The following is a 26,411-nucleotide window of genomic DNA, read 5'->3' on the forward strand; positions in this document are numbered from 1 at the left end:
CGTCAGTTGTCGCCGCGGAAGATCTCGTTCTCCGGCGCTGTGCCCCAGCGGAACCACAGAGGGTCGGCGTAGCCACCGGGGAGTTGCCCGCGCAGTTCGATCGGGGTCTTCGCGCCGTTGGCGTGGCCGATGGCGTAGAGGTAGGCCGACTCGGTGTCCCCGTCGATGGCGACCACCACCTCCCCGAGGCTGCACGACTGCGCGACGAGGGACTCGAAACCCTGCCAGGTCTTCGACCGGACCATCGTGACGACCGGCTTCAGTGCCGCCGTGGTCGGGATCCGGATGGTGTAGAGCGCCCCGCCGCGGGTGTTGGCGAGGAACGTGTCGAACGAGTAGTTCTTGCTGATCATCGCGATCGACTTGAGTGACGCGAAGCCGGGAGCCGATTCTGCCTTGCGCCAGACTCCGGCCGGATCGATCGTCCAGCGGTGCAGAACGCCGTCGTCGTGCACCGCGTAGACACTGCGGCGAAGTGGCATGGTGAAGTTCGGCGACTGCCATTGGACCTGCTCCAGCAGCCTGAAGCCGTCCCAGCCGCCACCGATCCGCTTGCGTTGCCGAGGCGGTACAGCGGGACCGTCGGTGCTCGCGGTCGAGTAGGCGATCTCGTACATGACGCCTTGCTGCACCGCCAGACCCGCCGAGTACCCGTCGTTCGCAACCCCCGGCTCATAGGTGAAGTAACTCTGCAGCGCAGGCCGGCCACCGACCGGGTAGACACCGGTCGTGGACCTGGTCTCCGTCACGGTGACCGGCTTCGTCGCCCTCACCTCGCGCAGGATGTGCTGGTCGCCGGTCAAGGATCCCAGGTTCACGCTGCAGGCGAGGGCGGCTGCGGTCGACCCCTCCGCGACCGTGCCTGCCGCCCTCGCCACGCCAGGTGTGAGTCCAGCGACCAGCAGTGTCAGCCCCAGTACCGCGGAAGTACCCCGAACGCGCCTTCGTCCAACAGCGATCATCGTCGTTGTCCTTCCGGATCAGAACTGGTCCAGACCTGTGGCCAGTATCGAACCTGTCGATGGGCTAGATGCGCCGGGCGCGGGAAAAGTTGCGGCGTCGAGGGCGATTCTTGATCTTCGCGGCCGGCGGAAACTGTCGGTGCGGTGGGCGAGACTGGGGTCATGTTGCTCGCTGATGTGGTCGCCACTTCGACGTCGCTGAGTCAGACCAGGTCGCGCCGCGCCAAGGCCGACCTGATCGCGACCCTGCTCACCACCGCGACCGAGGCGGCGGAGACCGAGATCGTCGTGACCTACTTGTCCGGTGAGCTGCGGCAACGGCGTACCGGGGTGGGCTGGCGGACGCTCGCCGACGCGCCGGCCCCCGCCGAGTCACCGTCGCTGACGATCGAGGAGGTCGACCAGGCGTTCGCCGAGCTGTCGGCGTTTGCCGGCGCGGGGTCGCAGGGCAGGCGGCGGGCGGCCGTCGACGCGCTGTTCGCGCGGGCGACGGAGGACGAGCAACGGTTCCTGCGACTGCTGGTGAGCGGAGAGCTGCGGCAGGGCGCGCTCGACGGGGTGATGGCCGACGCCGTGGGCAAGGCGACCGGGATTCCGCTGGAGAAGATCCGGGCAGCGACGATGCTGCGCGGAGCCGCCGCGCCGGTCGCGGTCGCGGTGCTGACCGAAGGTGAGGCCGGGCTGGAGCAGTTCGGCCTCGAGGTCGGGCGCGGCGTGCAGCCGATGCTGGCGCAGTCCGCGACGGGTATCGCGGAGGCGCTGGCGAAGACCGGCACGCCGGCAGCGATCGAGTGGAAGCTCGACGGCATCCGGATCCAGGTGCATCGCGACGGCGACCAGGTCGTCGTCTACACCCGCACGCTGGACGACATCACCAGCAGGGTGCCCGAGGTGGCCGACGCGGTGCTCGCGTTGAAGGCGGACAAGATCGTGCTCGACGGCGAGCTGATCGCCCTCCGGCCGGACGGCCGCCCGGAGGCTTTCCAGGTGACGGGTTCGCGGACCGCGACCCGCGCCGCGACCGGTCCCGAGACGGTTCCGCTGACGCCGTACTTCTTCGACATCCTGCATCTCGACGGGCACGACCTGCTCGGGCTCGACTCCACCGAGCGGCACGAGTGGCTGAGCACGGTGGTGCCCGAGGAGCGCCGGATCCCGCGGTTCGTGACCGCGGACGCCGAGGCCGGCGAGGCGTTCTTCACCGACGCGGTCCGGCGCGGCCACGAGGGCGTGATGGTCAAGTCGTTGGCGGTGCCCTACGAGGCGGGGCGGCGCGGATCGGGGTGGGTGAAGGTCAAGCAGACGCACACCCTCGACCTGATCGTGCTCGCGGCGGAGTGGGGGCACGGCCGGCGTACGGGGTGGCTGTCGAACCTGCACCTCGGGGCGCGGGACGAGGAGACCGGCGAGTTCGTGATGCTGGGCAAGACCTTCAAGGGGCTGACCGACGAGCTGCTGCGCTGGCAGACCGCCAGGTTCCAGGAGCTCGAGGCCGGCCGCGACGAGTCCACGGTGTACCTGCGGCCGGAGGTGGTCGTCGAGATCGCGTTCGACGGGGTGCAGACCTCCCCGCGGTACCCGGCCGGCATGGCGCTGCGGTTCGCGCGCGTGCTGCGGTACCGCGAGGACAAGACCCCGGCGCAGGTCGACACCGTGCAGGCAGTCCGCGCGATCCACCAACCTACCGAAGGACCGACCGATGACGAGTGACTCCGACGACCCCGCCCTCGCGTCCCGGCGCCTGGCGCACGAATCCCTGCGGCAGGACGATCCGACCGGCTGGTTCGAGCGCCTGTACTCCGCTGCCGCCGACGGCTCGGCGGTCGTCCCGTGGGACCGCGGTACCGCGCATCCTCTGCTGCTGGACTGGATCGACACAGCCCAACCGTCCGGCGACGGCCGAAGGGCACTCGTCGTGGGCGCCGGCACCGGCTGGGACGCGGAGCTCATCGCCGACCGCGGCTACGACACGACTGCCTTCGACATCTCCCCCACCGCTGTCGACACCGCTCAGCAGGCTCACCCCGGCTCGAAGGCCACCTACCAGGTGGCCGACCTGCTGAACCCACCCACCGACTGGCACCACGCCTTCGACCTGGTGATCGAGATCTACACGGTTCAGGCGCTGCCGATCTCCCTGCAACCCGCCGCCACCGCTCAGGTCTCCGACTTCGTCCGCCCCGGCGGCACTCTCGTCGTCATCGCCTCCGCCCGCGACGACGACCATTCCCCCGATGCCGCCATCGACGGTCCCCCGTGGCCCCTGACCCGCTCTGCCATCGATGCGTTCGCCACCTCCGACCTCAAGCTGATCCAGGTGGACCGCTCCCCTAGCCCCACCTCCCGCACAAGCCACCATTGGCGAGCGGAGTATCTCCGCGACTAGCTGAGACTGCGCACGTCTGACCAGGCAGATCGAGTAGAACATGTGTTCGATAATGAGTTAGACTGCGGTATGGCTGGGCGAAGTGAGGCGGGGCCCACCGCGTTGCGAATCATGCTGGGATCGCATCTGCGGAGGTTGCGGGAGCGGGCCGGGGTGACCCGGTCGGCTGCGGGCTGGGCGATCCGGTCCTCGGAGTCGAAGATCAGCCGACTGGAGCTGGGGCGCGTCGGTTTCAAGGAGCGGGATGTCGAGGACCTGCTCACGCTGTACTCCGTCGACGACGTCGCGGAGCGGGAGCGGTTGCTGCAGCTGGCCCGAGACGCCAACAGTCGCGGCTGGTGGTATCGGTACCACGACGTCACACCGCAGTGGTTCGACGACTATCTCGGGCTCGAGGCCGCGGCCGAGCTGATCCGCACCTACGAGCTCCAGTTCGTGCCGGGGCTGCTGCAGACCCCGGAGTACACGCGGGCCGTGGCTGGGCTCACCTCGGGGAGCGAGCGTTCCACCGCGGAGCTCGACCGGATCGTGGCCCTGCGGACGACCCGGCAAGCCGTCCTCTACCGCGATCCGCCGCTGCGGCTGTGGGCAGTGATCGAAGAGTCCGTGCTCCGCCGCCCGATCGGCGGGCTGGAGGTCCTGAGCGACCAGCTCGCCGCCCTGATCGAGGCGGTCCAGCAACCGAATATCACGCTGCAGATCATCCCGCTCGGCAGCGCAGGTCACGCCGCGACGGCCGGCGCGTTCAGCGTGTTGCGCTTCCCCCAGGCCGACCTGCCCGACGTCGTCTACCTGGAACATCTGACCAGCGCGCTGTACCTCGACAAACGAGACGACCTGGACGCCTACACGCACGTCCTCGACTCGCTGACCGTCTCCGCGCCGCCGCCCCAGCAGGCCGAGGAGCAACTCACCAGGATCCTCGAGCAACTCGGCTAGCTGTGATGTCCAGGGAGATTGTCCCGTGTTGCAGCGGTGAGTCGGTGTGACAGGTGAAGGCCGCCGGTTGGGGAGGGAAATGGCCCGGATCGGGGGGAAACCCACCCCAGCCCGTCCGGTCCGTACAGACCGGGCGACTCCACCACATCCCGCCGAGCCCGGCGCGGTCCCTGCCAACCGCCCAGATCCAGAAACACAGCCACCCGAACTTGGGGAACAAATTTTGGAGGCGGCACACTGGATTCTTGGTGCGCGGCTGTCCGTTCGGGCCGTTCCCGTTCGTCGGTCGGGCACAAGGAGGAACTGCTGTGAAGTATCTGCTGATGATCTGTGGTGACGAGTCCGCCGCCGAGCACGCCGGCGAAGGATGTGGTGGCTGGTCGGAGGAGATGGAGCGTCGAGGCGTCGTCCGCGGCGGCGCCGGACTCGCCCCTCCCGCCGACGCGACGACGGTCCGTGTCCGTGACGCCGAGGTGCTGCTGACGGACGGACCGTTCGCCGAGACCAAGGAAATGGTCGGCGGCTTCGTGCTGATCGAGTGTGCCGATCTCGACGAGGCGATCGAGATCGCCGCGAAACACCCGGCGGCCGGCTACGGCACGATCGAGATCCGCCCGGTGATCGACGGCCCGCCGCCATCCCGGTGACCCCACCCGGCCCAGCACCCGGCGCAGCGAACGGCCCAGCGGGTGGTCCAGCGCCCGGCACGGCTAACGGCCCAGCGCCCGGCACGGCTAACGGTCCGGCACCCGGCACGGCTAACGGCCCAGCGCCCGGCACGGCTAACGGTCCGGCACCCGGCACGGCTAACGGTCCGGCACCCGGTACGGCTAACGGTCCGGCACCCGGTACGGCGAACGGTCCGGCACCCGATCCGGCGGCCGGCGAAGAGCCACCCCTCGTCCGGCGGCGGCGCGAGGTGGAGGAGGCGGTCGCGCGGGCGTTCCGGGAGGAGTGGGGGCAGTTGGTCGCCACGCTGATTCGGGTGACGGCCGACTGGGATCTCGCCGAGGAATGCGCGCAGGACGCGTTCGCCGTCGCCCTGGAGCGTTGGCCCGGCGACGGCATCCCCGACCGGCCCGGCGCCTGGCTGACCACGACCGCGCGCAACCGGGCCATCGACCGGCTGCGCCGTGAGGCGGTGGGCGCCGCCAAGCTACGAGAGGTCGCCGCAATGGCCGAAGACACGGTTGACGACGCACCGGCCGGTGCCGTGCCCGACGACCGGCTGAGCCTGATGTTCACCTGCTGCCACCCGGCGCTGGGAGTCGAAGCCCGGGTCGCCCTGACCCTGCGCACCCTGGCGGGACTCAGTACCGCGGAGATCGCCCGGGCCTTTCTCGTCACCGAGCAGACCATGCAGAAGCGCATCAACCGCGCCAAACAGAAGATCAGGAACGCGGCCATCCCGTACCGCGTCCCACCCGCACACCTCCTCCCCGACCGCACCCCCGCCGTGCTGGCCGTTCTCTACCTGCTCTTCAACGAGGGCTACAGCGCGACGACCGGAGCAGATCTCGTCCGCCGGAAGCTCAGCGCCGAGGCGATCCGCCTGACCCAGGTCCTGGCCCAGTTGATGCCGGACGAGCCCGAGGTCGGTGGCCTGCTGGCCCTGATGACCCTGCACGACGCGCGCAGCGCGAGCCGCCAGGACGAGGCCGGGCGGCTGATTCCCCTGGAGGAGCAGGATCGAAGCCAGTGGGACGCCGGCAAGATCGCCGAAGGCATCGACGTACTGGAGACCGCACTCCGCCGGCGTGAGCCCGGTCCGTACCAGATCCAGGCCGCCATCGCCGCCTGCCACGCCACCGCGAAGGATGCCCAGGGCACCGATTGGCCGCAGATCGCCGGGCTGTACGGCCAGCTCGCTCGCCGGCTCCCCACGCCGGTCGTCCGGCTCAACCAGGCAGTCGCGATCGGCATGGCCGAAGGTCCCGAAGCCGGGCTCCTGGTCGTCGACGAATTGGTTGCCTCAGGCACCTTGCCGGGCTATCACCTGCTGACAGCCACCCGGGCCGATCTGCTCCGCCGGGCCGGCCGCCACGACGAGGCCGCGACCGCGTACCGCGAGGCCCTCGGCCAGGCACCCACCGACACCGAACGCGCCTTCCTGCAGCAAAGGATCGAAGAAGCCGCTCCCGACGGTGGCTGACACCATGCGGCCGAGTGACGAGTTCTGTGCCGCGGTCAGTGCTGGAGATCGGTCATGCCGAGCCACTCCGCCAGACTCTCCAGTTCGCTCTGGACGTCCTTGCTGATCCGGCGACTGAACGCGACGTCCTCGTGGACAGCGTTCACCCGCAGCACGGAGGCCTTCCGGTCAGCTGTCGCATCGACCTTGCCGACCAGTTGATCGCCGTGCAGGACCGGCAGCGCGAAGTATCCCCAGCGGCGTTTCGCGGCCGGCTTGTACATCTCCAGCGTGTACTCGAAGCCGAACAGCTCTTCCGCCCGGCCACGGTTGTGAACCAGCCGGTCGAAGGGTGACAGCAGCGCAGTACGGCCGGCGAAGTCGTCGGTTTCGAGCGCGGCGGGATCCACCCGCCACTCTCCCTTGGTGCCTTCGACCTCGGCCGGCTCACCGACGAACCCGACGATCCAGGGCTCGACCGGCACCGCCGTACCCTTCGCCCGCGCGATCCCCAGCGACCGCAGGCGCCGCTCGTTCTTCCGCCGGGTCGCCTCCTCGACGGTCGGGACCACCAGGTCGGCCGGATACACCCGCTCGGCGAGATCCCATTTCCGCTCCCGGCCGATCCGGCCGGAGATCGCGACCTCGCCGCGCGACATCAGGCACTCCAGCAGCTGCGTGACGTTGCGGTCGTTGGTCCAGCCGGTCGAGGCCCACGGCACGACAGACGTGTCGGGAATCTCCCGCGAGGTCAGCGGACCTCGCTCGCCGAGCAGTTCGAGGACGTCGCGCCGGAAAGTTTCGTTCTTCCGCAGCCACTCCCGCATCCGCTCCCACTCCGGCCAGTCCGCGGCTCCGGCGAGGTACAGCCCGACGTCGCTGGCCGGACGGATCAGCGCGTTGTGCTCGAACAGCGTCCGGTCGATCTCCAGGGCCTGCCGCAGCCGGGCCGGCTCGTAGACCGCGCCCAGCCGGCTCCAGGCCACCAGGTCGGCGTTCGGCGCGACCGCCGCGGTCGGATCGACCTGCAGCAAGGTCAGATCGTGGACCATCGTCACCAGGTCCGCCGGCCGGTCAGCGGTCAGCAACTGAGCCCGTACGGCGATCCGTCGCGCCTGCTGCCTGGTCAGCTGCAGTACCACTAGTCCCACTCCCAATCGATGCCGACGACACCGCGATCCACCGCCGGTACGACGACGTGCACCCGGCCGTCCGGCGTCATCATCAGTTCGCGGCGCAGGAAGTCCGGCCCCGCCGTGTGATGCCGGCGGAACTCGCTCACCCGGACCGGGAGCGCCGCCCGGTCGAACTGGATCTCCAGCACGTGGTGCGTGCCGGCCCACTCGTGGAAGCGATAGTAGTGCGTCGACGGGATGCCGTTCAGATCGACGATCTCGTACTGCACCACGGTCGTGTCGCCGATCATCAGGGTGCGATCGAGCAACAACTCGCCGAGCACCGCACCGGCCTCCGGATCACGGGCCACCCGCCCGGTCCGGCAACCGGCCAGCCCCCGGGGCACGATCCGCGCCGGATCCGACCCCGGCTCGCCCTGATGGACGACGATCTGGCGGTCCACCTCCTTGACCGCGACCAGCGCCTGGATCACCCGCTTGGTGGACGGGCTGCGGTCAGCGCCGATCACCAGCTCCTCGACCACGGTGATGCTGCGCATCCGGCCATGGGCGTCGCGGCGTACCTCGTCGAGCAGGCGGATCAGCGTCGGCGCGTTATCGACCACGGCGTACGGGCGGGTGGTGGCCTCGACGGCCGGCGGGATCCGGACGGCGAGCCAGCCGGCCGGGAGGTCCAACAGGTCCTCGAGTGCGGTCACCACTGCCAGTGAACCCGCGCGCGGATGGCGGCTGCCGCTCTGCCACGTGCTGAGGGTGGCGACACCGACGTGCAGTCCTTGGTCGGCAAGACGGGCCTGAATCCGGTTGAGCGCCAGCCCACGGTTCGCGATCGCGGCTCGGAGCGCGTCCGCGAACGGCGCTTCCGGGCCGACGCCGGGAACGTGGGTCCGCGCTTGCGTCATCTCCGCTCCCGGGCCGAGGCAGGTTTGCGTCAGTGTAAACGTTCACAACCCGGCCGAGCAGGCAGCGACCCGCTGCCGTTCACCTCGGGCCGGCTGTTCACACCGCCCCGGCGAGGCCGGAATCACACCTTGTCCGCCGGTGGCCGAGTGATCACGATGAGTGCCCTCACCGCCCCAGTGAAGGAGGCCCCCTATGAGGAGGGTCAGTACTCCCCGCACCAGGTCGTGGCTCGCGGCAACGATCGTGGGTCTGGCAGCGCTGCTGCCGCTCGCGCCCGTCGCCTCCGCCGCCGCTCCGGTCGCCCCCACCGCGTCGGCTGTCGCCGCCAGCCGCTACCTGAACCTCACCGGCCAGGCACAGGAGAAGTCGAACTGGTGCTGGGCCGCCACCGGCAACAGCATCGCCCGGTACTACGGCAAGAACTACTCGCAGAACCAGTTCTGCAACCTGGCCTTCGGCTACAGCCAGAACGCCGCCTGCCCGAACGACCAGGCCACTCTGGCCAACGACCAGCGGGCGTTCCGCGCCATCGGGATCACCCCGGGCAGCTACGTCAACGGCACCCTGAGCTTCAGCACCCTCGTCACCGAGATCAACGCCAACCGCCCGGTGATGACCCGGATCGGCTGGAAGGCCGGCGGCGGTCACATGATGGACATCATCGGCTACGACTCGGCCGACTCGTCGATCGAGTACTACAACCCGTGGGGCAGCGATCCCCGGTACAACTACTCGACCTACAACTGGTACCGCAACAACACGCAGTTCGCCTGGACGCACTCGCTCTACCGGATCGGAGCCTGAGCCATGATCCCCGTGAAGCACCTGGTACTGCGTACCGCGGCCGGCCTGGTCGGCACCTTCCTCGCCTTCTCGGTCACCGCCACCGCCACCGCCGCTTCTGGCCCCGACCTCGCGGCGGCCGCCAACGCTGCCCACTCGGCCGAAGCCACCAAGCTGCTGAACAAAGCTGCCCAGTCCCACAGCACCGGTTCCGCGAAGAGTTCAGCGACCTCCAAGCTCGCCGTCCAGCAGGCCACTATCCCGGTCTACGCGCTGAGCGCCGACTTCGTCCGCACCGGGTCCGGTGACGTCGGCACCCTCTGGTACGTCGCGACTCCGGCCACCAAGGGCAGCACCAAGCTGACCGTCTTCACCGCACCCGACCAAGCCGGCGCCTGGCACCCTGTCAACGTCGCCACCGGTAACACCGAAGCGACGATGGCAGCAGCCGCCCGCGGCGGGAAGCTGCTGACCGAGCCGCAGATCGGCGCCTGGTACGCCGTCAACGGCAGCACCCTGCGAGCCCTCAACCCGGAAGCGACCAAGGCCGTCGGTAGCAACCCGGTCAGCCTGGCGGCGTACCGGCAGCAGGTCAGCAGCCGCTACGCGGACAAGCAGGCCGACAGCGCGTACGCGAAGAACGGCACGGCCGGTGGCTACAACGAGTCCGCCACCGTGACCAGAACCAGCACCGGTCCGGACACTGGCCTGGTGCTGGCCGGCGGTGCGGCGCTCACGACGGCTCTTGCCGCCGTCGTCCTCCTCACCCGCCGCAGGCGCGCCAACTGAAGCCGGTTCGGCCGGGTCCGGGGTACCCCTCCCCCGGACCCGGCCGAACTTTTCGGTGACCTGAAATATCCAGCGGACCTCCCTGCGGCTACGATTGGGACAGCACCAAACATCGGCGACGCTTCTCGCGCCGCCGATCACCTCGTGACGGCAGCGCCTGCCGACTGGCATCGACCGTCGATGGTCGGTTCCACCCCGGTGGCCGGCTCCGCCGGACTCATCTCGACCGCTCCAGGAGCGGTGCGCCCGAGCCGCCCGCAGATCGGCCGGCCCGGACCACTTCCTGCGAGGTCGTGCCGTCCGCACGAGGGCGTGCGGTGCCGCCGTACCGCCATGGCAAGCTCGCCGTGGCAGTCCTGAGGAGGAAAGTTTGGCCCGACGAGGCCAGCGTCAGCCCGACGCTCGGCGTACCGCTGCTGCTCCCCGGAAGCGGCGTCCTGCCCGCGATGCCGAGGGGTTGATCCCCGTTCTGGCCCGTGCCGTCCGCGAGATCGAGGCCGCGGTCGAGCGGTCCAGCGTGCAGCCTTCGGTGCGGACCAAGTTCCAGGTGGTCGCGCTGCTGGTGCGCGAGGAGCGGGCCCGGGTCAACGGCGACGCCAAGGCCACCGAGGCCTACCGCACCACCCAGTTGCGCCGGCTCGACGGACTGGCGACGATCCTTGCCAAGAGCGCCGCGCTCGAGCCGTCCCTGCTCGCGCTGCTCGCCGAGGACGCCGTGGTCTCCGAGGCTGCCACCCTGCTGAAGCGTGAGATGCAGCGCGCTGCCGGTGAGGAGCCGCCCGAGGTCGAGCCCGCGGTGTTCGAGCCGCCGACGCCGGCCGCCGCGCCGCCGCGCCAGGTGGTGCCTCAGTCGGTCGTCTCCCGGCAACTGGCCAATCCGTTCCTTGCTCCCGATTTCAGCGCCGCCGCGTCGATCCCCCGTCAGCCGCAGGCCCGCCGCCTGTCCGGCTGGGAGCTGATCGGCCCGCTGCTCAAGTCCTTCGAGTTCGCCACCGCGTCGTCGAGCAAGACGCTTCCCGAGCCTTCCGCGCTGCAGTTGCCCGGCGGCCAGGAGCTGATGCCGCACCAGGCGGAGCTGGTCGCGGCTGCCGCTGACGGGCACCGGACCTTCCTGCTGGCCGACGAGCCGGGTCTCGGCAAGACGGCTCAGGCTCTCCTCGCCGCGCAGGCGGCGAACGCCTACCCGCTGCTGGTCGTGGTTCCGAGCGTCGTGAAGACGAACTGGGCCCGCGAGGCGGGGATCTGGACGCCGAAGCGGGTCGCGACCGTGATCCAGGGCGACGGCGACACGATCGACGGTTTCGCCGACATCGTGATCGTCAACTACGAGGTGCTCGACCGGCACGTCGGCTGGCTCGGCGAACTGGGCATGCGCGGCATGGTGGTCGACGAGGCGCACTTCATCAAGAACAAGAAGTCCCAGCGCTCCCGCAACGTCCTGCAGCTGGCCGAGCGGATCCAGTCGCGGACCGTCCGTCCGCTGCTGATGGCGCTGACCGGTACGCCGCTGATCAACGACATCGACGACTTCCGGGCGATCTGGCAGTACCTCGGCTGGATCGACGAGAAGGCCCCCCGGGCCGAGCTGATGGCCAAGCTCGACGACACCGACCTGACCCCGGCCGACCCCGGTTTCTACGCGGCGGCCCGGGCCTGCGTGATCGACATGGGCATCGTCCGCCGGCGCAAGGTCGACGTCGCCGCCGACATCCCGGCCCGCCGGATCGCCGACCTGCCGGTCGAGCTGGACGGCGCGGTCGGCCGCTCGATCCGCGCCGCCGAGCGCGAACTGGCCGACCGGCTGGTCAAGCGCTACCAGACCGCTCTCACCACCCGCACCTCCGGCGTCACGGTCGAGGGCATCGACCACGACCTGGTCCGGGCGGTCGCGGGCTGGGAGCGGACCGAGCAGGCCAAGGCGAAGTCCGGCGACAACATCTTCAGCCTGGTCCGCCGGATCGGTGAGGCGAAGGCGGGCCTGGCCGCCGACTACGCCGCGCAGCTGGCGCACAACGTCGGCAAGGTGGTCTTCTTCGCCCGTCACATCGAGGTGATGGACACCGCCGAGGCGCTGTTCGCCGAGCGCGGGATCAAGTACGCCTCGATCCGCGGCGACCAGACGCCGAAGAAGCGGCAGACCAACATCGACGCCTTCGTCAACGATCCCGAGGTCTCCATCGCGGTCTGCTCGCTGCTGACCGCGGGCGTCGGCCTCAACCTGCAGGTCTCCTCGAACGTCGTGCTGGCCGAGCTGTCCTGGACCAACGCCGAGCAGACCCAGGCCATCGACCGGGTGCACCGGATCGGCCAGGAAGAGCCCGTCACGGCCTGGCGGATCATCGCCGCCCAGACCATCGACACCCGGATCGCCGACCTGATCGACGCCAAGGCCGGCCTGGCGGCCCGGGCCCTGGACGGCTCCGACGAGGAAGTGACCTCGTCCGCCGACCTTCAGCTCGAAGCGCTGGTCACGCTGCTCACCAACGCCCTGTCGGCTTAGTTCCCGTCGGCCTAGTTCGACGCTCGCTGCTCCAGGTCGGCCGCCAGGCCGAGGGCAGCGAGCGAACGGCGGAGGTTCTCCAAGGTGGGCTCGATCGTCGGCGGCTCCGACCCGTACAGGCACACGGCGAGCAGCCCGCCGGTCGTCCAGCCCGCCTCCTCGATCCTGCCCTCCTCGTCCCGGAGCAACTCCCAGCCGAGCTGCTCCAGGTGGTCGAGGGCGTGGAGCCAGTCGTCCTCACCGGCCACCCCTGCCGCGGGCCCGGGCGTCACCAGGTAGCCCGTGCCGGCCCGGGGATCGAGGTACGCCGTGTGCTGCGCGAACTCCACGATCGTCACGTCGACGTAGACCAGCGGGCCTGTACCGCGGGCCGCCGACCGGCGGGTCGCGAGTGTGCCGTCACTGCGCAGGCAGCGCCGGGTCAACGGCGAGCGCGGCCCGCAATCCGTCGGCCGGCCACGCCTCACGCCGCCACCTCCACGTCGAAGACGCGGTCCAGACCTGTGCGGTGCAGGACGTCGGCCATCTTGCGGTTCGCGTGCCGGATGACGATCCCGCCACCGCGGCGGCGGCAGACCCGGTGGGTCTCGAGCAGTTCGGCGAGCAGGGTCGACGAGATGTGGCTGAGCTCGGAGACGTCGATGACGACCAGGCTGGCACCGTCCATCACCAGCCCGCGCAGCCGCCAGCCGAGCGCGGCCACGCCGTCGTCGAGGTCGGATTCCGACAACGCGACGATGGCCTTCGGCAGCAGTGGTCCTCCCCTGGTGTCCTGCATTCCAGGCGCCTCCCCCGGTCAGTTCGGTTGATGCTCCAACTCTGGCCGATCGAGGTTGCGATCGGTCGGGTCGCCACTTGACGATCGTGTGACTCCGGGGCCGGCCGGCACCGCGGCGGCGGACCGATCTTTACGATCAGGTGACATCGCCTCCCCCGGTCGTCCCGCGGCGGCGCGGAGTTGCGACGATGGGACGATGCCGCCACAGGTCCTGGTCGTCGAGGACGACGATCGCATCCGGGCCGTACTGCGCCTCGCTCTCGAGGACGAGGGCTACCAGGTCGCCGAAGCGGCCGACACGGCGTCCGCGCTCGACCAGGTCCGGGCGGAGATGCCCGACCTGATGCTGGTCGACCTGATGCTCGGTGAGGTCGACGGCTACACCTGTATCCGCGAGGTCCGCCGGCTGAGCGATCTGCCGATCGTCATCGTCAGCGCCCGCTCCGACACCCATGACATCGTCGCCGGCCTGGAGGCGGGCGCGGACGACTATGTCACCAAGCCGTTCCAGGTGAAGGAGATCACCGCCCGGCTGCGCGCGCTGCGGCGACGGCTGCGCACGGGCAGCGAGGTGGTCGAGCCCGACATCGTGCTCGACTCGGATCCCCGTCGGCCGCTCGTGCTGTCGACCTCACGCGGCGCGGCGGTCCTGGACGGCAAGGACGTGCCGCTGACCGTGACGGAGTACAGGCTGCTCGCCGAGCTGGCGCAGCCGGCCGGCCGGGTGCTCAGCCGGGCCGCCTTGCTGGCGTCGGTCTGGGAGCACGGCTACTACGGTGACGAGCGCATCGTCGATGTGCACATCCGGCGGCTGCGGACGAAGATCGAGCGGGACCCGGGTCATCCGCAGATCGTGACCACGGTCAGAGGGATGGGCTACCGGCTGGATCCTCGGTGATCAAATCGCTGCGTACGCCGGGCCTGCGGCATCGCCTGGTGCTGGCGTTCGCCCTGATGGCGCTGCTGGTTTCGACGGTCTTCGCGGCCAGCACCTATCTGCTGGCCCGCGGCTACCTGCTCGCTCAGCGCGAACGAGTGGTGCGCCATCAGGCCTTTGCCGACACCGCGTTCGTCCAGCGCCGGCTGGAGAGTGCCGGTGCCGACGTGTCCGCCGTACTGACCGCGGCCGGCACTCCGCCTGGCCACACGATCATCCTGCGCTGGCGTGGTCAGTGGTACGCGTCGGCTCTCGACCAGGGACAGGACGCGCTACCTGCCGACGTGAAATCGAAGACCGCCGCTCAGCAGGCGGTGAGCCAGCGGTTCAGGTCAGCTGAGGGGCCGGCGCTGGCCGTCGGCGTACCGATGCCGGCGATCGAAGCGGAGTTCTACGAGATCGCGCCGTTGAAGGAACTCGACGGGATCCTGCGGTTGCTGAGCGGGATCCTGATCGGCGGCGCGCTGCTGGCCACGGCCGCCGGCGCCTTTCTCGGCCGGTGGGCCAGCCGGTCCGTCGTGACACCGCTCAACCGGGTCGCGTCGACCGCCGCGAGCATCGCCGGCGGCGACCTGGACACCCGCCTTCCCGCGACCGACGACCCCGAGCTCGCGACCATCGTCGGCTCCTTCAACAGCATGGTCGACACCCTGCAGCAACGGATCAACCGCGATGCGCGGCTGGCCGCCGACGTGAGCCACGAGCTGCGGTCGCCGTTGACGACGCTGGTCGGTTCGGTCGACCTGCTGAACGCGCGCCGGGACGAACTGCCGGAGCGTTCTCGCCGGGCGCTGGATCTGGTCACCGCGGACCTGCAGCGTTTTCGCCGGCTGCTCGACGATCTGCTCGAACTCGCCAGGGCCGACGCGGGTCTCGACAGCCGCCCGACCGAACAGGTCGAGCTGGGCGGTCTGCTGCGGCAGGTGCTCAGCGAGGTGGAGCACGACCCGTCAGTTCTGACGATGCCCGGCGGCGTCGTCGTACTGGCGGACAAGTCGCGGCTCAGCCGGCTGTTCCGGAATCTGTTCGAGAACGCCGAGCGGCACGGCGGCGGGCTCACCGCCGTCAGCGTCGCCCGGGCCGAGACGGAGGTACTGGTGTTCGTCGACGACTCGGGCAGCGGTATCCCCGGGCCCCAGCGCGACCGGGTCTTCGAGCGCTTCGCCACCGGGCCGACGAAACGCGGATCGTCGTCGGGGACGGGCCTGGGACTCGCGCTGGTCGCCGAAACGGCTACGGTGCACGGCGGCTCGGTGTGGTGCACGAACTCGCCGGACGACGGTGCGCGTTTCGTCGTCCGGCTGCCGGTGGCGGAGGTGGACCGATGAGAGCGGGTAGTTGCCTTCTCGCGGTACTGGTGCTGCTGACCGGATGCGGCGTCCCCATGCAGGACCAGGCCTCGCCGATCGAGCCGGAGGCAGTGCCCAGCAGGCTCGGTACCCCAGGCAACTCCCCGAGCGCGACCACGACAGCGCCGCCCGCCCAGTTGCTCGTTCCGATCTACTTCGTCCGCGAGGACCGCTTGGTGAGTCTGACGAGAGAGGCGCCGAGCCCCGCGCTGACCGACCAGCTGAACACCGTCGTACTGAACCTGCTGGCCGGCCCGACCGACAACGAACAGGCCGCCGGCCTCAGCTCCGCGATCCCGGCCGGCCTCCAACTGTCCGTAGTCGAGGTGCAGGGCAAGCGCGCGGTCCTCGAACTCACCGGCGAGACCGACGGCCGCTCCGCCACCGACAACGTCCTGGCCGTCGGTCAGATCGTCCTGTCCTTCACCACCCTGCGCGCGATCGACGAGATCGTCTTCTGGCGCGACGGCGTACCGGTCGAGACCCTGCTGGCCGACGGCGCGCTGACCACCAAGCCCCTCACGGCCAAGGACTACGCTCCGCTGCAGACGGGCTAGCCTGCGGTCGTGCCGAACCACTCGGTCAGGTGGCTGTCGAGGTCCTGCTGGTCGTCGCCGAGCCACGCGACGTGCCCGTCCGGGCGGATCAGGAGGGCCGGGGCGTCGAGCTCTTCGCTGGTGTCGACCACGTGGTCGACCCGGTCGGCCCAACCTTGCACCGACAACTTCCCGCCGGTCTGGTCGAGCAGCAGTCCGCGTCCCGCGTGCATCAGCTCGTACAGCCGGCTCTTGGTGAGTTCGACGTCCTTCAGTCGTCTGCCGAGCAGCTCAGGGCCTTCGCCGAAGTCGTAGCGAAGACCGATCGCGATGATCTTCTCGGTCAGGAACCGGTTCACCTCGTCGAGGTCCATCAGCTCGATCATCAACCGGCGTACCGCCTGAGGTCCTGGCTCGGTGGACATCAGCAACCCCTGAGCCCGGGTGTTGGTCAGCACATCGGCAGCGACCGGGTGGCGTTCGGTGTGGTAGCTGTCCAGCAGTCCGTCCGGCGCCCAGCCGTTGATCTCGGCAGCCAGCTTCCAGCCGAGGTTGAAGGCGTCTTGCACCCCCAGATTGAGCCCTTGCCCACCGAGCGGCGGGTGGACGTGCGCCGCGTCACCGGCCAGCAGCACCCGTCCTGCCCGGTACTGCTCGGCCAGCCGGGTGGAGTCACCGAAACGGGACAGCCAGCGTGGTGAATGCACCCCGAAATCCGTGCCCGCCGTCACCCGAAGCTGCTCCTTGAACTCCTCCAGCGTCGGCGGAACCGACCGGTCACCGGCCAGCCCACCAGCCGGTACGACGATCCGGTACCTCCCCTCGCCGACCGGCCCCGCGCCGAACATCAACTGGGTCTTGCGAACCTCGGTCATCACGGCGGTCACCACCTCCGGGTCCTCGGTCAGCTCCATCTCCCCCAGCAGCGCCTCCGACGTACTCGGCTCGCCCGGGAACGAGATCCCGGCCAGCCGCCGCACCGTACTGCGACCACCGTCGGCCCCCACCAGGTACCGCGACCGCACCTCCGCGCCATCCGCCAGCTCGACCGTGACGCCGTCGTCGTCCTGACGCAGCCCGACCACCTCACGCCCACGCCTGATCTCCGCGCCGGCCTCGACCGCGTGCTCGGCCAGCAGCCGATCGGTCTCCGGCTGCAGGATGCTCAGGACGTAGGCATGCGCCGTGTCCAGCCCCGGCGGCTGCGGCTTCGCGATCCCGGCGAAGAAGCCCCCCAGCGGATACTCCTTGCCGATGGCAAGGAACCGCTCCAGCAACCCGCGCTGGTCCAGCACCTCGATCGTGCGCGCATGCAGCCCGAGCGACCTGACGATCGGCGTCGGCTCGGGATCGCGGTCCAGCACGAGCACCCGCATCCCGTGCAACCGCAGTTCCCCGGCCAGCATCAACCCGGTCGGCCCAGCTCCGGCAACCACCACGTCGTACATGAATCCCCCGGCTTTCGTCTTCGTTTTAGGCCAACGACCGAGGATTCTGCAGCACCACCCGCCCCTTGCGGCAAGCCCACCCCTGAGCTATAACTTGGAAGAGGCAAGGAGATCCTTCTCCTTGCCTTCGCTGTTTTCCCGGGCCGCGCGAGCCTTCCGCTGACGAGCTCAGACACCCGCCACAATGAGCGCTCGGCGCCGGCGCGTACTCACGTGCTGCGGGAGGGAGTGGCTCGATGGCAGGACGCAGAAAGCCAGGCTTGTGGGTGATGGAAGGCAGTTGGTCAGCATCCGTGCGCGACGTACGCTCGGTCGACCCAGTGCTGTCGGCGCTGCAGGACAATCGCCGCGCACACCATGCCAAACGACACATCAACGACCCGGACGACTTGGCGCAGAGCCTCAAGCAATGGGGCCAGAAGCAGCACAGCGGTTTCAACATCGGGTACGTCGCCCTGCATGGCAGTCCGGGCGCCGTACACATCGGACGAAGAACAGTCGATCTCCATCAACTCGGCGGGCAACTTCCGAAGGCCGCCCTCGCGAAGAAGGCGCTCCATTTCGGCTCGTGTTCGGTTCTCGACCTCGATCAACCGGAGCAACAGGAACTCCGCAAGGCGCTCGGCGTCAACGCGCTCACCGGATTCACCAAGGACATCGACTGGTTCGAAGGTCTGGCTTTCGAACTGCTTCTGTTCGAGGCTTTGACCTGGTACGCGCGTCCCAGCGATGCGGAGAAGTATCTCAAGAGGACTCACGCTGCCTTTGCCGAACGTCTAGGTTTTGTCATGGTTCGCAGCCAGGCACCTACCGCAAGCACCACCGAGAACTTCTGATCTTTGTTTCTTCAGTTCTTTTCCAGCTTGTTTCCCGCCCCACTGGTTCGGTGGTGGGTTGGTGGTCTGGGTAGCCTGTGGGGGATGAAGCTCGGTCGGGGACTCCTGGACTCGGTGCTTTCGCGCGCCCTGTTCGTGGTGGGAGTGCTCGGGGTCATCTCGGTGATCGCCGGGCACGGGGTCACGCTCGATCGTGGGCCGGCTCCGGTCCTGCGTGACGGGCCGACCGTTCAGCAGGTCGTCGTCCTGGACGACGGTGCCGAGGTGCTCAGCGCGCCTGCAACCTGGGTGCTGGACCTGGCTGAGGTGGTGGTCGCCGCGCCGATCGCGCCGCCGGATCACTGCCAGGAGACCTGCGCGGCGTTCCTTTCCTCCGGCACGCTGCTGCTCCTCGGGTGGGCGGCCGGCCGGCTGATCAGTGCCAAGCGGCAGATCTCTCCGCGCTGTATCGCGATGCACGCGGCCGCCGCGGGCAGTTCCGGCGGCCGGCGAATTCTGTCGCCGGTCAAGCACGGCATTCTGCGCATTTAAGCCGACCCTCGCCTGCGGTTTCACCTCACCTCGCGAGAGGTTTCTCCGGCATGCCTGCCACCCATCACCTTCGACCACGAAGTGAGTTTTTGATGACTCTCAACACCCGTATCTCCATCGGCATCGCGGCCGCTTTCGCCGTCGTGCTGATCGCACTGCTCGCCCTCAACGGCGGCGGCTCCGACGGCGACGCCACCCCGGCCGCCGGCACCACCACCGGTTCCGAGCGCCAGGAACGCCTGGTCCGGCCCGACAGCCACAAACTCAACGTTGCCCCCGACAACAAAGTGACCTTCGTCGAGTTCCTCGACTTCGAGTGCGAGTCCTGCCGCGCGGCGTTCCCCGCCGTCGAGGAGCTCCGCAAGCAGTACGGCGACCGGGTCACCTTCGTCGTCCGCTACTTCCCGATCCAGTCGCACTTCAACTCCGAGCGCGCCGCCCGGGCGGTCGAGGCCGCGGCGAAGCAGGGCAAGTTCGAGCAGATGTACCAGCGGATGTACGAGACGCAGACCGAGTGGGGCGAGAAGCAGGTACCGGCCGACGCGCGGTTCCGCGAGCTCGCCAAGGGTCTCGGCCTCGACCTGGTTGCCTTCGACCAGGCCTACAACGACCCGGCCACCCTCGAACGGGTCAAGAAGGACGCCGCCGACGGTGAGGCGCTCGGCGTGACCGGTACGCCGACGTTCTTCGTCAACGGGGAGAAGCTCCAGCCCAGGTCCGTGGACGATCTCAAGGCGAGCATCGATGCCGCGCTCGAGTAACGCCGGCGGGCCGGACGGCGTGCCGTCCGGCCCGATCCCACGGTTGTTCCCGTGGTTGCTGCTCGTCGGCGGGATCGTGGGATCGCTCGCGGCCGCCGTACTGACGGTCGAGAAGATCGCCGTTCTGCGCGATCCCAGCTATGTGCCGTCCTGCAGCATCAACCCGGTGCTGTCCTGCGGCACGGTGATGACGAAGCCACAGGCGGAGGTGTTCGGTTTCCCCAACCCGCTTCTCGGGATCGCCGGGTTCGCGATGGTCGCGGTCATCGGCGCCGCACTGCTGGCCGGCGCCGGCTTCCGCCGCTGGTTCTGGCTGGGCCTGCAGGCGGGCGTCACCTTCGGTGTCGTCTTCGTGCACTGGCTGATCTTCCAGAGCCTCTACCGCATCGGCGCGCTGTGCCCGTACTGCATGGTCGTCTGGGCCGTCACCATCCCGATCTTCTGGTACGTGACGTTGCGCAACTTCGACCTGAAGGCCGCGGCCCGGTACCACGGCGTCGTACTCACCGTCTGGTTCGTCATCCTGCTCACTGCGATCGGCGAGCAGTTCTGGTCGTACTGGCGCACCCTCCTGTGAAGGTCAGGCGGCGACGAGCAACCCGGTCGCATACATGACCAGCAGCCCCGCCGCCACCCCGCCGGCCACCGTTGGATCAAGCAGCTTCCCGGTGGCCGAGCGGAGGCTCGGTGCCAGCTGGACGATCACCTGAGCGATGGCGCCCACCCCGACCCCGAACAGCGCCGACGCGAGCGCGGCATCGTTGACGGAGGCGCCGATCGCCGCGCCGGCGATCGCCGGTCCCCCGGCCAGCAACCCGAGACCGAGCAACCGGACCAGCGACGGTGACCGGCTCGCGAGCGGCGCGACGATGGCCAGTCCCTCGGTCGTGTTGTGCAACGCGAAGCCGACCACCAGCGCGGCGCCCAGCGCCAGCTCACCGACGGCGTACGCCGATCCGATCGCCAGGCCTTCGCCGAGGTTGTGCAACCCGATGCCGATGGCAATCATCAGGGCGAGCCGGCCACCGTCCGGCTCGGCGAGAGGATGCCGGGACTCCCGGCTCTTGAGGTAGCGGTCGACCGCCGTCAGGGCCAGGAAGGCGAGGCCGGCGCCGAGGATCACCAGGAGCGGTCCGCCGAAGGCACCACCCGACACGGCGGCGAGTTCGAGCCCTTCGATGGCCGCGTCGATGGCGAGAAACGCGAGCAGCCCCACCGTCAAGGCCATCAGGCCGCGGATCACCCGCAGCCGGACCCTTCGCAGTACCGGCAGGAAGATCATGCCCAGCACCACCGGGATGACGCCGACATAGGTGCCGAGCAACGCCATCAGGCCGAGCAGGTTCTTGCCGGCCTTGGGCGACTCGACGGCAGCCGGAATCTCGTGCTCGATCACGGCGCCGGTCGAGGTCAGCATCGCCAGCGTGTACGGCTGGCCTTCGGCCCACGGGTAGTCGATGCGGACGATCTCCTTGCCGAGTCGCCCCAACGGCTGCTCGGCACCCGTGAATCCGGCGTACGCGTCGTTCACCGCGATCTGCGCGACCTGCACCGGGTCCGGGCCGGTGTTGCGCAGCGTCAGCTCGATGATGCCCGGCGAGAGCGTGACCCGTTCGACCGCGAGTTCCTCGACCGGTGGTCCGGTCCGCTCCGGCAGACTGCGGTTGCCGAGCAGCGCGAGCGCGGCCAGCCCGAGCGCCACCAGGACCACGACGACGATCGCGACGGCCGTGACCGGCATCCGGCCGCGAAGGCCGGCGGTGCTCACTCGATCACCTCGAAGAAGCCCATCCAGCCGAGGTCGGCGAACTCGCTCTTGTGCGCGTGGAACATGTACTTGCCCAGGTGCGGGAACCGCAGCTCGCAGATCCCCCGCTGGCCCTGGGCCTGGACGACGGTGTCGGTGTACTCCGAGGACTCCAGCCGCGTACCGGTCGGGAAGTAGTCGAAGAAGTTGCCGTGCAGGTGGAAGCTGTTGATCGGGTCGTACTCCAGGATGTTCGCCAGGTAGATCCGCACCAGCTCACCCCGCCGTACCCGGACCGGTTCGTGCAGGTAGTGGAACGGGATGCCGTTCACGGCGTACAGCTGATTGCCCTGGGCATCGAAGTTGGTGTTGTAGCCGTTCATCACCATCACCAGCTCGTCCGCCTTCGGCCGGTCCTGGGGCGGATCGATGACGAAGGTTCCGTACAGCCCACGGGCGATGTGCTCGGCCAGCGGCCCGACGTGGCAGTGGTAGAGGTGGATCCCGAACGGCTCGGCGTCGAACTCGTAGACGAACTCGCCGCCCGGCTCGATCACGCCGCGGCCGATCCCCGGTACGCCGTCCATCTCGGCCGGGTGGATGCCGTGGAAGTGCATCGTGTGCGGATGCTCGGAGCCGTTGACGAACTTGATCCGCAGCCGGTCACCGGCCCGGCAGCGCAGGGTCGGGCCGGGGACGCTGCCGTTGAAGGTCCAGGCCGGGAACCGGACTCCCGGCGCGACCTCGATCTCACGGTCGATCGCGTAGATCTCCCACTCCCGCAGGGTGCGCCCGTCAGGCAGCTCGGAGGTCTTGCCGTAGTCGAAGCTGCGGAGGATCTCGGTGGGATTGAACCCGTTCGCCGCGTGGTCGACCGGCCCGCCGCGGAAGGTCGGGCCGTTGACGCCTCCACCGTGCGCGCCGTGGTTGCCGTGCGCCGTGCCGGGATGGTTCGGCGCCGGGTCAGCCTGCCGATTCTGCTGCGCCGGGTCGGCGTACGCCGCTCCGGGGATCGCGCCGAGAGCGACTCCCGCGCCACCCAGCAGGAACCCTCTGCGGGAGGCGCCCATCAGACCGCCCCTCCGTGCACGAGATCCGTCAGCAGCGGCGGCAGCGCGTACCGCTCGGCCCCGGCCTTCACCCACAACGGCCCGCCGAACGGCTCCCGCTCCATCACCTCGAGGACGACACCGGGCGTGATGCCCCGCTCCGCGAGATACCGCAACGCCGCGCTGTCGTCATCGGCAACCCGCTCGACCCGGAACCGGCTCCCGGCCGTCGCCCCGCTCAACGGCGCTGCCCACGACTCCACGTGCCGTCCCTTGCGCGGCGGGATCGGGTCGCCGTGCGGATCGTGCGTCGGATGTCCGAGGTAGGCATCGATCCGGTCCTCGAGCCGCTCACTCAGCGCGTGCTCCAGGATGTCGGCCTCCTCGTGCACCTCGTCCCAGTTGAGCCCCAGCACCTCGACCAGGAACGTCTCGACCAGCCGATGCCGTCGAGTCACCCCACGAGCATGCCGCTCCCCGTGGCCGGTCAGCCGGATCTCATGCGCCGACCTGGTCAGCAGCTCACCGGCCTCCAGCCGCTTCAGCATCGCGGAGACCGTCGGCGGCGCGACCCTCAACTGCTCGGCCAGCCCCGAAGTCGTCACCGGCACCTTCCGCCCGGCCAGCTTGAAGATCGTCCGCAGGCAGTCCTCGACCGCCTCGGTATGAGAGATCTCGCAGCACACGGCAGTTTGGGAAGGCACAGCCTCAACATTAGTCTTGTCTAAGCACAGCCGCCAGCGCTGGCTAACTCATCGAGTGGCTTCCGGCGTCTTCGACCCTTCGCCGCAATCCGCACAGCAACCCGCCGCAACCGCCTTGGGCACCGCCGCGCCAAGCGACAACATCGGTCTGCCGGACGGCACCGGAATCGGCGTCGGCGCGGAAGCCCGCGCGGCGCCCGCTCGCCGCGCTGCTCCGAGCGCTCGATGAACCGGCAGCTTGTTCTTCCGCCCGGCCCGGATGCCGTTTGCGATGACCAGCACCTCAGCCAGTTCGTGCGACGCGACCACCGCCGCCAGCCCGAGCACCCCGGTGGCCGCGAGCGGCACCAGTGTCACCAGGATGCCGCCGCTCAGCACCAGGTTCTGCGTGAAGATCCGCCGCGCTGCGCGCGTGTGCGCGATCGCGTCCGGCAGGCGCCGCAGATCCTCGCCCATCAGCGCGACCTCGGCCGCCTCGATCGCCACGTCACTGCCCATCACACCCATCGCGATCCCGGCATCAGCCGTCGCCAGCGCCGGGGCGTCGTTGATTCCGTCACCGACCATCGCGACCGGTCCGCGAGCCTGCAGTTCGGTGACGATGCGAGCCTTGTCCTCCGGCAACAGCTCAGCGCGTACGTCGGTGATGCCGGCCTCCAGCGCGATCGCGGCAGCCGTACGGGCGTTGTCACCGGTCAGCATCACCACATCGACGCCGAGCCTCTTCAGCATCGACACCGCCTCCGCGGCCTCCGGCCGGATCTCGTCGCGCACGGCGATCGCCCCCAACAGCGCACCGCCGTGCTCCACCAGAACCACCGTCGCACCAGCGTCCTGCAACCGCCTGACCTCGGCAGTCAGCTCACCGGCCTCGACGAACCCGGGCTTCCCCAGCCGCGCCTCGCGCCCATCGATGCTGCCTTGAATCCCCCGACCCGGCACAGCCTCCATGTCACTGCCTCGAACCCCACGGCTCAGCACAACCCCGGCGACATGCTCCGACGTACCGGCAGCAGCGTCGTCAGCCGCAGCAAGGACGGCGGCAGCGAGCGGATGTTCACTGCGCGCCTCCAGCGCCGCCGCGATCTCGAGCACCTGCCCCTTGCCGACACCCGGCGCCGCGACGATCTCGACCACCGACGGCTCGTTCCGGGTCAGCGTCCCGGTCTTGTCTAGCGCAACCACCTTGACCCCACCGAGCGCCTCGACCGCCGCACCGCCCTTCAGCAGTACGCCGGCTTTCGACGCCGCTCCGATCGCCGCGACCACGGCAACCGGTACGGACAACGCGAACGCGCACGGCGCCGCGGCCACCAGCACAACGAGCGACCGCTCGACCCAGACAGCGGGGTCCCCGAGCAAGCTCCCCACAACAGCCACCAGAGCTGCCAGCACGAGCACTCCCGGAACCAGCGGACGGGCGAACTTCTCCGCCAGCCGCTGACTTGTTCCCTTCCGCTCCTGCGCCTCCTGCACGACATGCACCAGCCGCGCCAGCGAGTTGTCCTCCGCCGTCGCAGTGACCGTCACCTCGAGTGCTCCGGCACCGTTCACTGTCCCGGCGAAGACGACGCTTCCCGGCCCGACCTCCACCGGCACCGACTCTCCGGTGACCACCGAGGTGTCCAGCGAACTCCGCCCGGACGAGACCACGCCGTCGGTCGCGAGCCGCTCACCGGGCCTCACCACCAGTACGTCGCCGACCCGGAGCTCCTCCGGCGCGACCTGCGCCTCCGCGCCACTTCGCAGTACGGTCGCTGCCGGAGGCACGAGGGTCAGCAGGGCCCGCAGTCCCTGCCGGGTCCGCGCGATCGCGTACTCCTCGAGCCCTTCGGCGATCGAGAACAGCACCGCCAGCATGGCCGCTTCGCCATAGTTGCCCAAAGCAACCGCTCCGGCGGCGGCCAGGGTCATCAACAGGCCGACCCCGATCCGGCCGCGCAGCAGCGCCCGAACAGTTCCGGGCACGAACGTCGCCGCACCGATCCCGAGCGCTACCAACTCGGCGATCCTCGGCCAATCGCCGGGCAGTACGAGCGCGCTCAGGAGCACGATCGCTGCCAGCCCAGCGGCCTGCAATTCCCGGACTTGCCAGACCGAGCCCGGCGGCGTCACCTCGCTCGATGCGGACGGGGTGTCGGTGGCGCAGCACGCGTCACCCACGAGACACCGGCGCGCAGTCGTAGTCCTCAGGTCCACAGACTTCGTCGTCCGCACCGTCGTGATCGACCAGCAGCACCAACGCGGCCAGCCCCGCCAGCGCGTTCGCAAGCTTGGGATCAGCCAGCTCGTACCGCACTCGACGCCCGACCTGAACGGTCTTGACCAGCCCGCACCCGCGCAGACAGGACAGGTGGTTCGACACGTTGCCTCGAGTCATCCCCAACTGGTCGGCCAGGTCCGACGGGTAGGCCGGCTCGTCCAGCAGCGCCAGCAGCAACCGCCGCCGGTTCTCGTCCGCCAGAGCGGTCCCGACCCGCGCCAGCGCGCCGGCGTCCACTGCCACTGAAGTCATGACGCCGACGATACAGCCGTCACTGAATCAAGCCAAGACTGTATCGAACCGCGATCGAGTCCGATCGGGCCCGCACTGTGGCCTGCGACACACAGTGATCGGTGAACGCCCGATGACAAGGCGTGACGACGGTGCTGTCAGGTGCGTACCTGGGGCTCGGGCATGCCAAAATGGGAATGATCCGGGTCGGCCGACCGTTGGCACGGATGACGAATCTCGGAGGTTTGACATGTCTAATCGCGTTCTGCGTGGTTCGGGGCTGGGTGGGGTCAGCTTCGAGGATGACCGTGGCGTGGAGTTCGCGCCGCGACAGATGATCACTTACGACTGCCCGCGTGGCCACGTGGTCGAGGTCACGATGGCGCACGACGCCGAGGTGCCCGCGATCTGGGAGTGCCCTCACTGCGGCAGCGAGGCCGCCCGTTCGACCGGTGAGAAGCCGGAGCCGAAGCAGGAGAAGCCGGCCCGGACGCACTGGGACATGCTGCGTGAGCGGCGCAGCATTTCCGAACTGGAGGAACTGCTGGCCGAGCGGGTCGCGTTGCTGCGGTCCGGCGAGATCGGGCCGGCGCACCTGCACCGCACCCGTTCCACCGGCAAGCGCAGCGCCTGACGAACCCCGAACGGGCCGTCACCACACCGTGGTGACGGCCCGTTGTCATGTCCGGGGCCAGATCCTCGGCGGTCGAGG

27 protein-coding genes are annotated in these 26,411 nt (G+C 69.4%); 16 read left to right on the forward strand and 11 right to left on the reverse strand.

Features of this window, described 5'->3' with window-relative positions:
* Positions 1 to 2: 2 nt before the first annotated feature.
* The gene (locus OX958_RS18905) at positions 3 to 962 is read right to left on the reverse strand and encodes a hypothetical protein (RefSeq protein ID WP_270130140.1); all 960 of its coding nucleotides are present in this window, start codon (positions 960 to 962) and stop codon (positions 3 to 5) included.
* Between the two features lie 162 nt (positions 963 to 1,124).
* Between OX958_RS18905 and OX958_RS18910 the strand changes: the two genes are divergently transcribed.
* From OX958_RS18910 to OX958_RS18930, 5 genes are all read left to right on the forward strand, one after another.
* Positions 1,125 to 2,672, forward strand: coding sequence for an ATP-dependent DNA ligase (locus OX958_RS18910; RefSeq protein ID WP_270130142.1), 1,548 nt, complete (start codon positions 1,125 to 1,127; stop codon positions 2,670 to 2,672).
* Complete coding sequence (locus tag OX958_RS18915) at positions 2,662 to 3,348, forward strand: class I SAM-dependent methyltransferase (protein WP_270130144.1); 687 nt, start codon at positions 2,662 to 2,664, stop codon at positions 3,346 to 3,348. The genes OX958_RS18910 and OX958_RS18915 overlap by 11 nt, the downstream gene beginning before the upstream one ends.
* 69 nt (positions 3,349 to 3,417) lie before the next feature.
* Positions 3,418 to 4,287, forward strand: a complete 870-nt coding sequence (locus OX958_RS18920; protein ID WP_270130145.1) for a helix-turn-helix domain-containing protein — start codon at positions 3,418 to 3,420, stop codon at positions 4,285 to 4,287.
* Between the two features lie 308 nt (positions 4,288 to 4,595).
* The gene (locus tag OX958_RS18925) at positions 4,596 to 4,934 is read left to right on the forward strand and encodes a YciI family protein (protein ID WP_270130146.1); all 339 of its coding nucleotides are present in this window, start codon (positions 4,596 to 4,598) and stop codon (positions 4,932 to 4,934) included.
* 272 nt (positions 4,935 to 5,206) lie between these two features.
* Positions 5,207 to 6,439 carry an RNA polymerase sigma factor gene (locus OX958_RS18930; protein WP_270130147.1) on the forward strand — a complete coding sequence of 411 codons (1,233 nt, stop codon included), beginning with the start codon at positions 5,207 to 5,209 and terminating at the stop codon, positions 6,437 to 6,439.
* A gap of 35 nt (positions 6,440 to 6,474) precedes the next feature.
* Here OX958_RS18930 and OX958_RS18935 read toward each other — a convergent pair whose 3' ends face one another.
* Positions 6,475 to 7,569: a DNA glycosylase AlkZ-like family protein gene (locus tag OX958_RS18935; RefSeq protein ID WP_270130148.1), complete on the reverse strand. Its 1,095-nt coding sequence runs from the start codon at positions 7,567 to 7,569 to the stop codon at positions 6,475 to 6,477.
* Positions 7,560 to 8,456 (reverse strand): hypothetical protein, encoded by an 897-nt coding sequence (locus OX958_RS18940; RefSeq protein ID WP_270130150.1) that lies wholly within the window; start codon positions 8,454 to 8,456, stop codon positions 7,560 to 7,562. Before OX958_RS18940 ends, OX958_RS18935 begins: the two co-directional genes overlap by 10 nt.
* Before the next feature lie 193 nt (positions 8,457 to 8,649).
* Between OX958_RS18940 and OX958_RS18945 the strand changes: the two genes are divergently transcribed.
* From OX958_RS18945 to OX958_RS18955, 3 genes are all read left to right on the forward strand, one after another.
* Positions 8,650 to 9,261: a papain-like cysteine protease family protein gene (locus OX958_RS18945; RefSeq protein WP_270130151.1), complete on the forward strand. Its 612-nt coding sequence runs from the start codon at positions 8,650 to 8,652 to the stop codon at positions 9,259 to 9,261.
* Positions 9,262 to 9,264: 3 nt separating this feature from the next.
* Entirely contained in the window at positions 9,265 to 10,029 is a 765-nt protein-coding gene (locus OX958_RS18950) for a hypothetical protein (protein ID WP_270130152.1), read from the forward strand.
* 370 nt (positions 10,030 to 10,399) lie between these two features.
* The gene (locus tag OX958_RS18955; RefSeq protein ID WP_270130153.1) at positions 10,400 to 12,529 is read left to right on the forward strand and encodes a DEAD/DEAH box helicase; all 2,130 of its coding nucleotides are present in this window, start codon (positions 10,400 to 10,402) and stop codon (positions 12,527 to 12,529) included.
* Positions 12,530 to 12,540: 11 nt separating this feature from the next.
* On the opposite strand, the gene OX958_RS18960 is transcribed toward OX958_RS18955, so the two are convergent.
* Together OX958_RS18960 and OX958_RS18965 are read right to left on the reverse strand one after the other, a co-directional pair.
* A complete protein-coding gene (locus tag OX958_RS18960; RefSeq protein WP_270130154.1) occupies positions 12,541 to 12,996 on the reverse strand; it encodes a hypothetical protein in 456 nt (151 codons plus the stop codon).
* On the reverse strand, positions 12,993 to 13,307 hold the full coding sequence (locus tag OX958_RS18965; protein WP_270130155.1) for an STAS domain-containing protein: 315 nt from the start codon (positions 13,305 to 13,307) through the stop codon (positions 12,993 to 12,995). Before OX958_RS18965 ends, OX958_RS18960 begins: the two co-directional genes overlap by 4 nt.
* Before the next feature lie 196 nt (positions 13,308 to 13,503).
* Here OX958_RS18965 and OX958_RS18970 point away from each other — a divergent pair, with 196 nt between their 5' ends.
* Genes OX958_RS18970 through OX958_RS18980 form a run of 3 tightly spaced genes read left to right on the forward strand, consistent with a single transcriptional unit; the run spans position 13,504 to position 16,150 of the window.
* Positions 13,504 to 14,205, forward strand: a complete 702-nt coding sequence (locus OX958_RS18970; protein ID WP_270130156.1) for a response regulator transcription factor — start codon at positions 13,504 to 13,506, stop codon at positions 14,203 to 14,205.
* Positions 14,202 to 15,572, forward strand: a complete 1,371-nt coding sequence (locus tag OX958_RS18975; protein WP_270130158.1) for a HAMP domain-containing sensor histidine kinase — start codon at positions 14,202 to 14,204, stop codon at positions 15,570 to 15,572. The genes OX958_RS18970 and OX958_RS18975 overlap by 4 nt, the downstream gene beginning before the upstream one ends.
* Positions 15,569 to 16,150, forward strand: coding sequence for a GerMN domain-containing protein (locus OX958_RS18980; RefSeq protein ID WP_270130159.1), 582 nt, complete (start codon positions 15,569 to 15,571; stop codon positions 16,148 to 16,150). Before OX958_RS18975 ends, OX958_RS18980 begins: the two co-directional genes overlap by 4 nt.
* On the opposite strand, the gene rox is transcribed toward OX958_RS18980, so the two are convergent.
* A complete protein-coding gene (gene rox / locus OX958_RS18985) occupies positions 16,147 to 17,577 on the reverse strand; it encodes a rifampin monooxygenase (protein WP_270130161.1) in 1,431 nt (476 codons plus the stop codon). The two genes, OX958_RS18980 and rox, sit on opposite strands and share 4 nt — an antisense overlap.
* A 236-nt stretch (positions 17,578 to 17,813) precedes the next feature.
* Here rox and OX958_RS18990 point away from each other — a divergent pair, with 236 nt between their 5' ends.
* From OX958_RS18990 to OX958_RS19005, 4 genes are all read left to right on the forward strand, one after another.
* On the forward strand, positions 17,814 to 18,413 hold the full coding sequence (locus OX958_RS18990) for a DUF6642 family protein (protein WP_270130164.1): 600 nt from the start codon (positions 17,814 to 17,816) through the stop codon (positions 18,411 to 18,413).
* 84 nt (positions 18,414 to 18,497) lie between these two features.
* Positions 18,498 to 18,944, forward strand: coding sequence for a hypothetical protein (locus tag OX958_RS18995; RefSeq protein ID WP_270130166.1), 447 nt, complete (start codon positions 18,498 to 18,500; stop codon positions 18,942 to 18,944).
* A gap of 92 nt (positions 18,945 to 19,036) precedes the next feature.
* Positions 19,037 to 19,705 carry a DsbA family protein gene (locus tag OX958_RS19000; RefSeq protein WP_270130168.1) on the forward strand — a complete coding sequence of 223 codons (669 nt, stop codon included), beginning with the start codon at positions 19,037 to 19,039 and terminating at the stop codon, positions 19,703 to 19,705.
* Complete coding sequence (locus tag OX958_RS19005; protein WP_270130170.1) at positions 19,689 to 20,282, forward strand: vitamin K epoxide reductase family protein; 594 nt, start codon at positions 19,689 to 19,691, stop codon at positions 20,280 to 20,282. Before OX958_RS19000 ends, OX958_RS19005 begins: the two co-directional genes overlap by 17 nt.
* A gap of 3 nt (positions 20,283 to 20,285) precedes the next feature.
* Here the strand turns inward: OX958_RS19005 and OX958_RS19010 are convergent, their stop codons facing one another.
* The 5 genes from OX958_RS19010 to OX958_RS19030 are packed head-to-tail and all read right to left on the reverse strand — an operon-like array spanning position 20,286 to position 25,720.
* Positions 20,286 to 21,473, reverse strand: coding sequence for a ZIP family metal transporter (locus OX958_RS19010; protein WP_270130172.1), 1,188 nt, complete (start codon positions 21,471 to 21,473; stop codon positions 20,286 to 20,288).
* On the reverse strand, positions 21,470 to 22,522 hold the full coding sequence (locus OX958_RS19015; protein WP_270130174.1) for a multicopper oxidase domain-containing protein: 1,053 nt from the start codon (positions 22,520 to 22,522) through the stop codon (positions 21,470 to 21,472). Before OX958_RS19015 ends, OX958_RS19010 begins: the two co-directional genes overlap by 4 nt.
* A complete protein-coding gene (locus tag OX958_RS19020; protein ID WP_270130176.1) occupies positions 22,522 to 23,205 on the reverse strand; it encodes a metal-dependent transcriptional regulator in 684 nt (227 codons plus the stop codon). Before OX958_RS19020 ends, OX958_RS19015 begins: the two co-directional genes overlap by 1 nt.
* A 48-nt stretch (positions 23,206 to 23,253) precedes the next feature.
* Positions 23,254 to 25,368, reverse strand: a complete 2,115-nt coding sequence (locus tag OX958_RS19025) for a heavy metal translocating P-type ATPase (RefSeq protein ID WP_270130179.1) — start codon at positions 25,366 to 25,368, stop codon at positions 23,254 to 23,256.
* Positions 25,361 to 25,720, reverse strand: coding sequence for an ArsR/SmtB family transcription factor (locus OX958_RS19030; RefSeq protein WP_270130181.1), 360 nt, complete (start codon positions 25,718 to 25,720; stop codon positions 25,361 to 25,363). The genes OX958_RS19025 and OX958_RS19030 overlap by 8 nt, the downstream gene beginning before the upstream one ends.
* A 229-nt stretch (positions 25,721 to 25,949) precedes the next feature.
* Between OX958_RS19030 and OX958_RS19035 the strand changes: the two genes are divergently transcribed.
* Positions 25,950 to 26,333, forward strand: coding sequence for an RNA polymerase-binding protein RbpA (locus OX958_RS19035; protein ID WP_026162638.1), 384 nt, complete (start codon positions 25,950 to 25,952; stop codon positions 26,331 to 26,333).
* The last annotated feature ends 78 nt before the right edge of the window (positions 26,334 to 26,411 follow it).

The organism is Kribbella sp. CA-293567, from assembly GCF_027627575.1.
Taxonomy (GTDB): Bacteria; Actinomycetota; Actinomycetes; order Propionibacteriales; family Kribbellaceae; genus Kribbella.

Bases quoted from the DNA above. Each gene is read 5' to 3' on its own strand.
- OX958_RS18940 (WP_270130150.1), bottom strand. From the start codon at position 8,456: ATGACGCAAGCGCGGACCCACGTTCCCGGCGTCGGCCCGGAAGCGCCG.
- OX958_RS18905 (WP_270130140.1), bottom strand. From the start codon at position 962: ATGATCGCTGTTGGACGAAGGCGCGTTCGGGGTACTTCCGCGGTACTG.
- OX958_RS18970 (WP_270130156.1), top strand. From the start codon at position 13,504: ATGCCGCCACAGGTCCTGGTCGTCGAGGACGACGATCGCATCCGGGCC.
- OX958_RS18950 (WP_270130152.1), top strand. From the start codon at position 9,265: ATGATCCCCGTGAAGCACCTGGTACTGCGTACCGCGGCCGGCCTGGTC.
- OX958_RS19015 (WP_270130174.1), bottom strand. From the start codon at position 22,522: ATGGGCGCCTCCCGCAGAGGGTTCCTGCTGGGTGGCGCGGGAGTCGCT.
- OX958_RS18980 (WP_270130159.1), top strand. From the start codon at position 15,569: ATGAGAGCGGGTAGTTGCCTTCTCGCGGTACTGGTGCTGCTGACCGGA.
- rox (WP_270130161.1), bottom strand. From the start codon at position 17,577: ATGTACGACGTGGTGGTTGCCGGAGCTGGGCCGACCGGGTTGATGCTG.
- OX958_RS19000 (WP_270130168.1), top strand. From the start codon at position 19,037: ATGACTCTCAACACCCGTATCTCCATCGGCATCGCGGCCGCTTTCGCC.
- OX958_RS19035 (WP_026162638.1), top strand. From the start codon at position 25,950: ATGTCTAATCGCGTTCTGCGTGGTTCGGGGCTGGGTGGGGTCAGCTTC.
- OX958_RS19005 (WP_270130170.1), top strand. From the start codon at position 19,689: ATGCCGCGCTCGAGTAACGCCGGCGGGCCGGACGGCGTGCCGTCCGGC.
- OX958_RS18910 (WP_270130142.1), top strand. From the start codon at position 1,125: ATGTTGCTCGCTGATGTGGTCGCCACTTCGACGTCGCTGAGTCAGACC.
- OX958_RS19030 (WP_270130181.1), bottom strand. From the start codon at position 25,720: ATGACTTCAGTGGCAGTGGACGCCGGCGCGCTGGCGCGGGTCGGGACC.
- OX958_RS18990 (WP_270130164.1), top strand. From the start codon at position 17,814: ATGGCAGGACGCAGAAAGCCAGGCTTGTGGGTGATGGAAGGCAGTTGG.
- OX958_RS18915 (WP_270130144.1), top strand. From the start codon at position 2,662: ATGACGAGTGACTCCGACGACCCCGCCCTCGCGTCCCGGCGCCTGGCG.
- OX958_RS18945 (WP_270130151.1), top strand. From the start codon at position 8,650: ATGAGGAGGGTCAGTACTCCCCGCACCAGGTCGTGGCTCGCGGCAACG.
- OX958_RS18995 (WP_270130166.1), top strand. From the start codon at position 18,498: ATGAAGCTCGGTCGGGGACTCCTGGACTCGGTGCTTTCGCGCGCCCTG.
- OX958_RS18965 (WP_270130155.1), bottom strand. From the start codon at position 13,307: ATGCAGGACACCAGGGGAGGACCACTGCTGCCGAAGGCCATCGTCGCG.
- OX958_RS18920 (WP_270130145.1), top strand. From the start codon at position 3,418: ATGGCTGGGCGAAGTGAGGCGGGGCCCACCGCGTTGCGAATCATGCTG.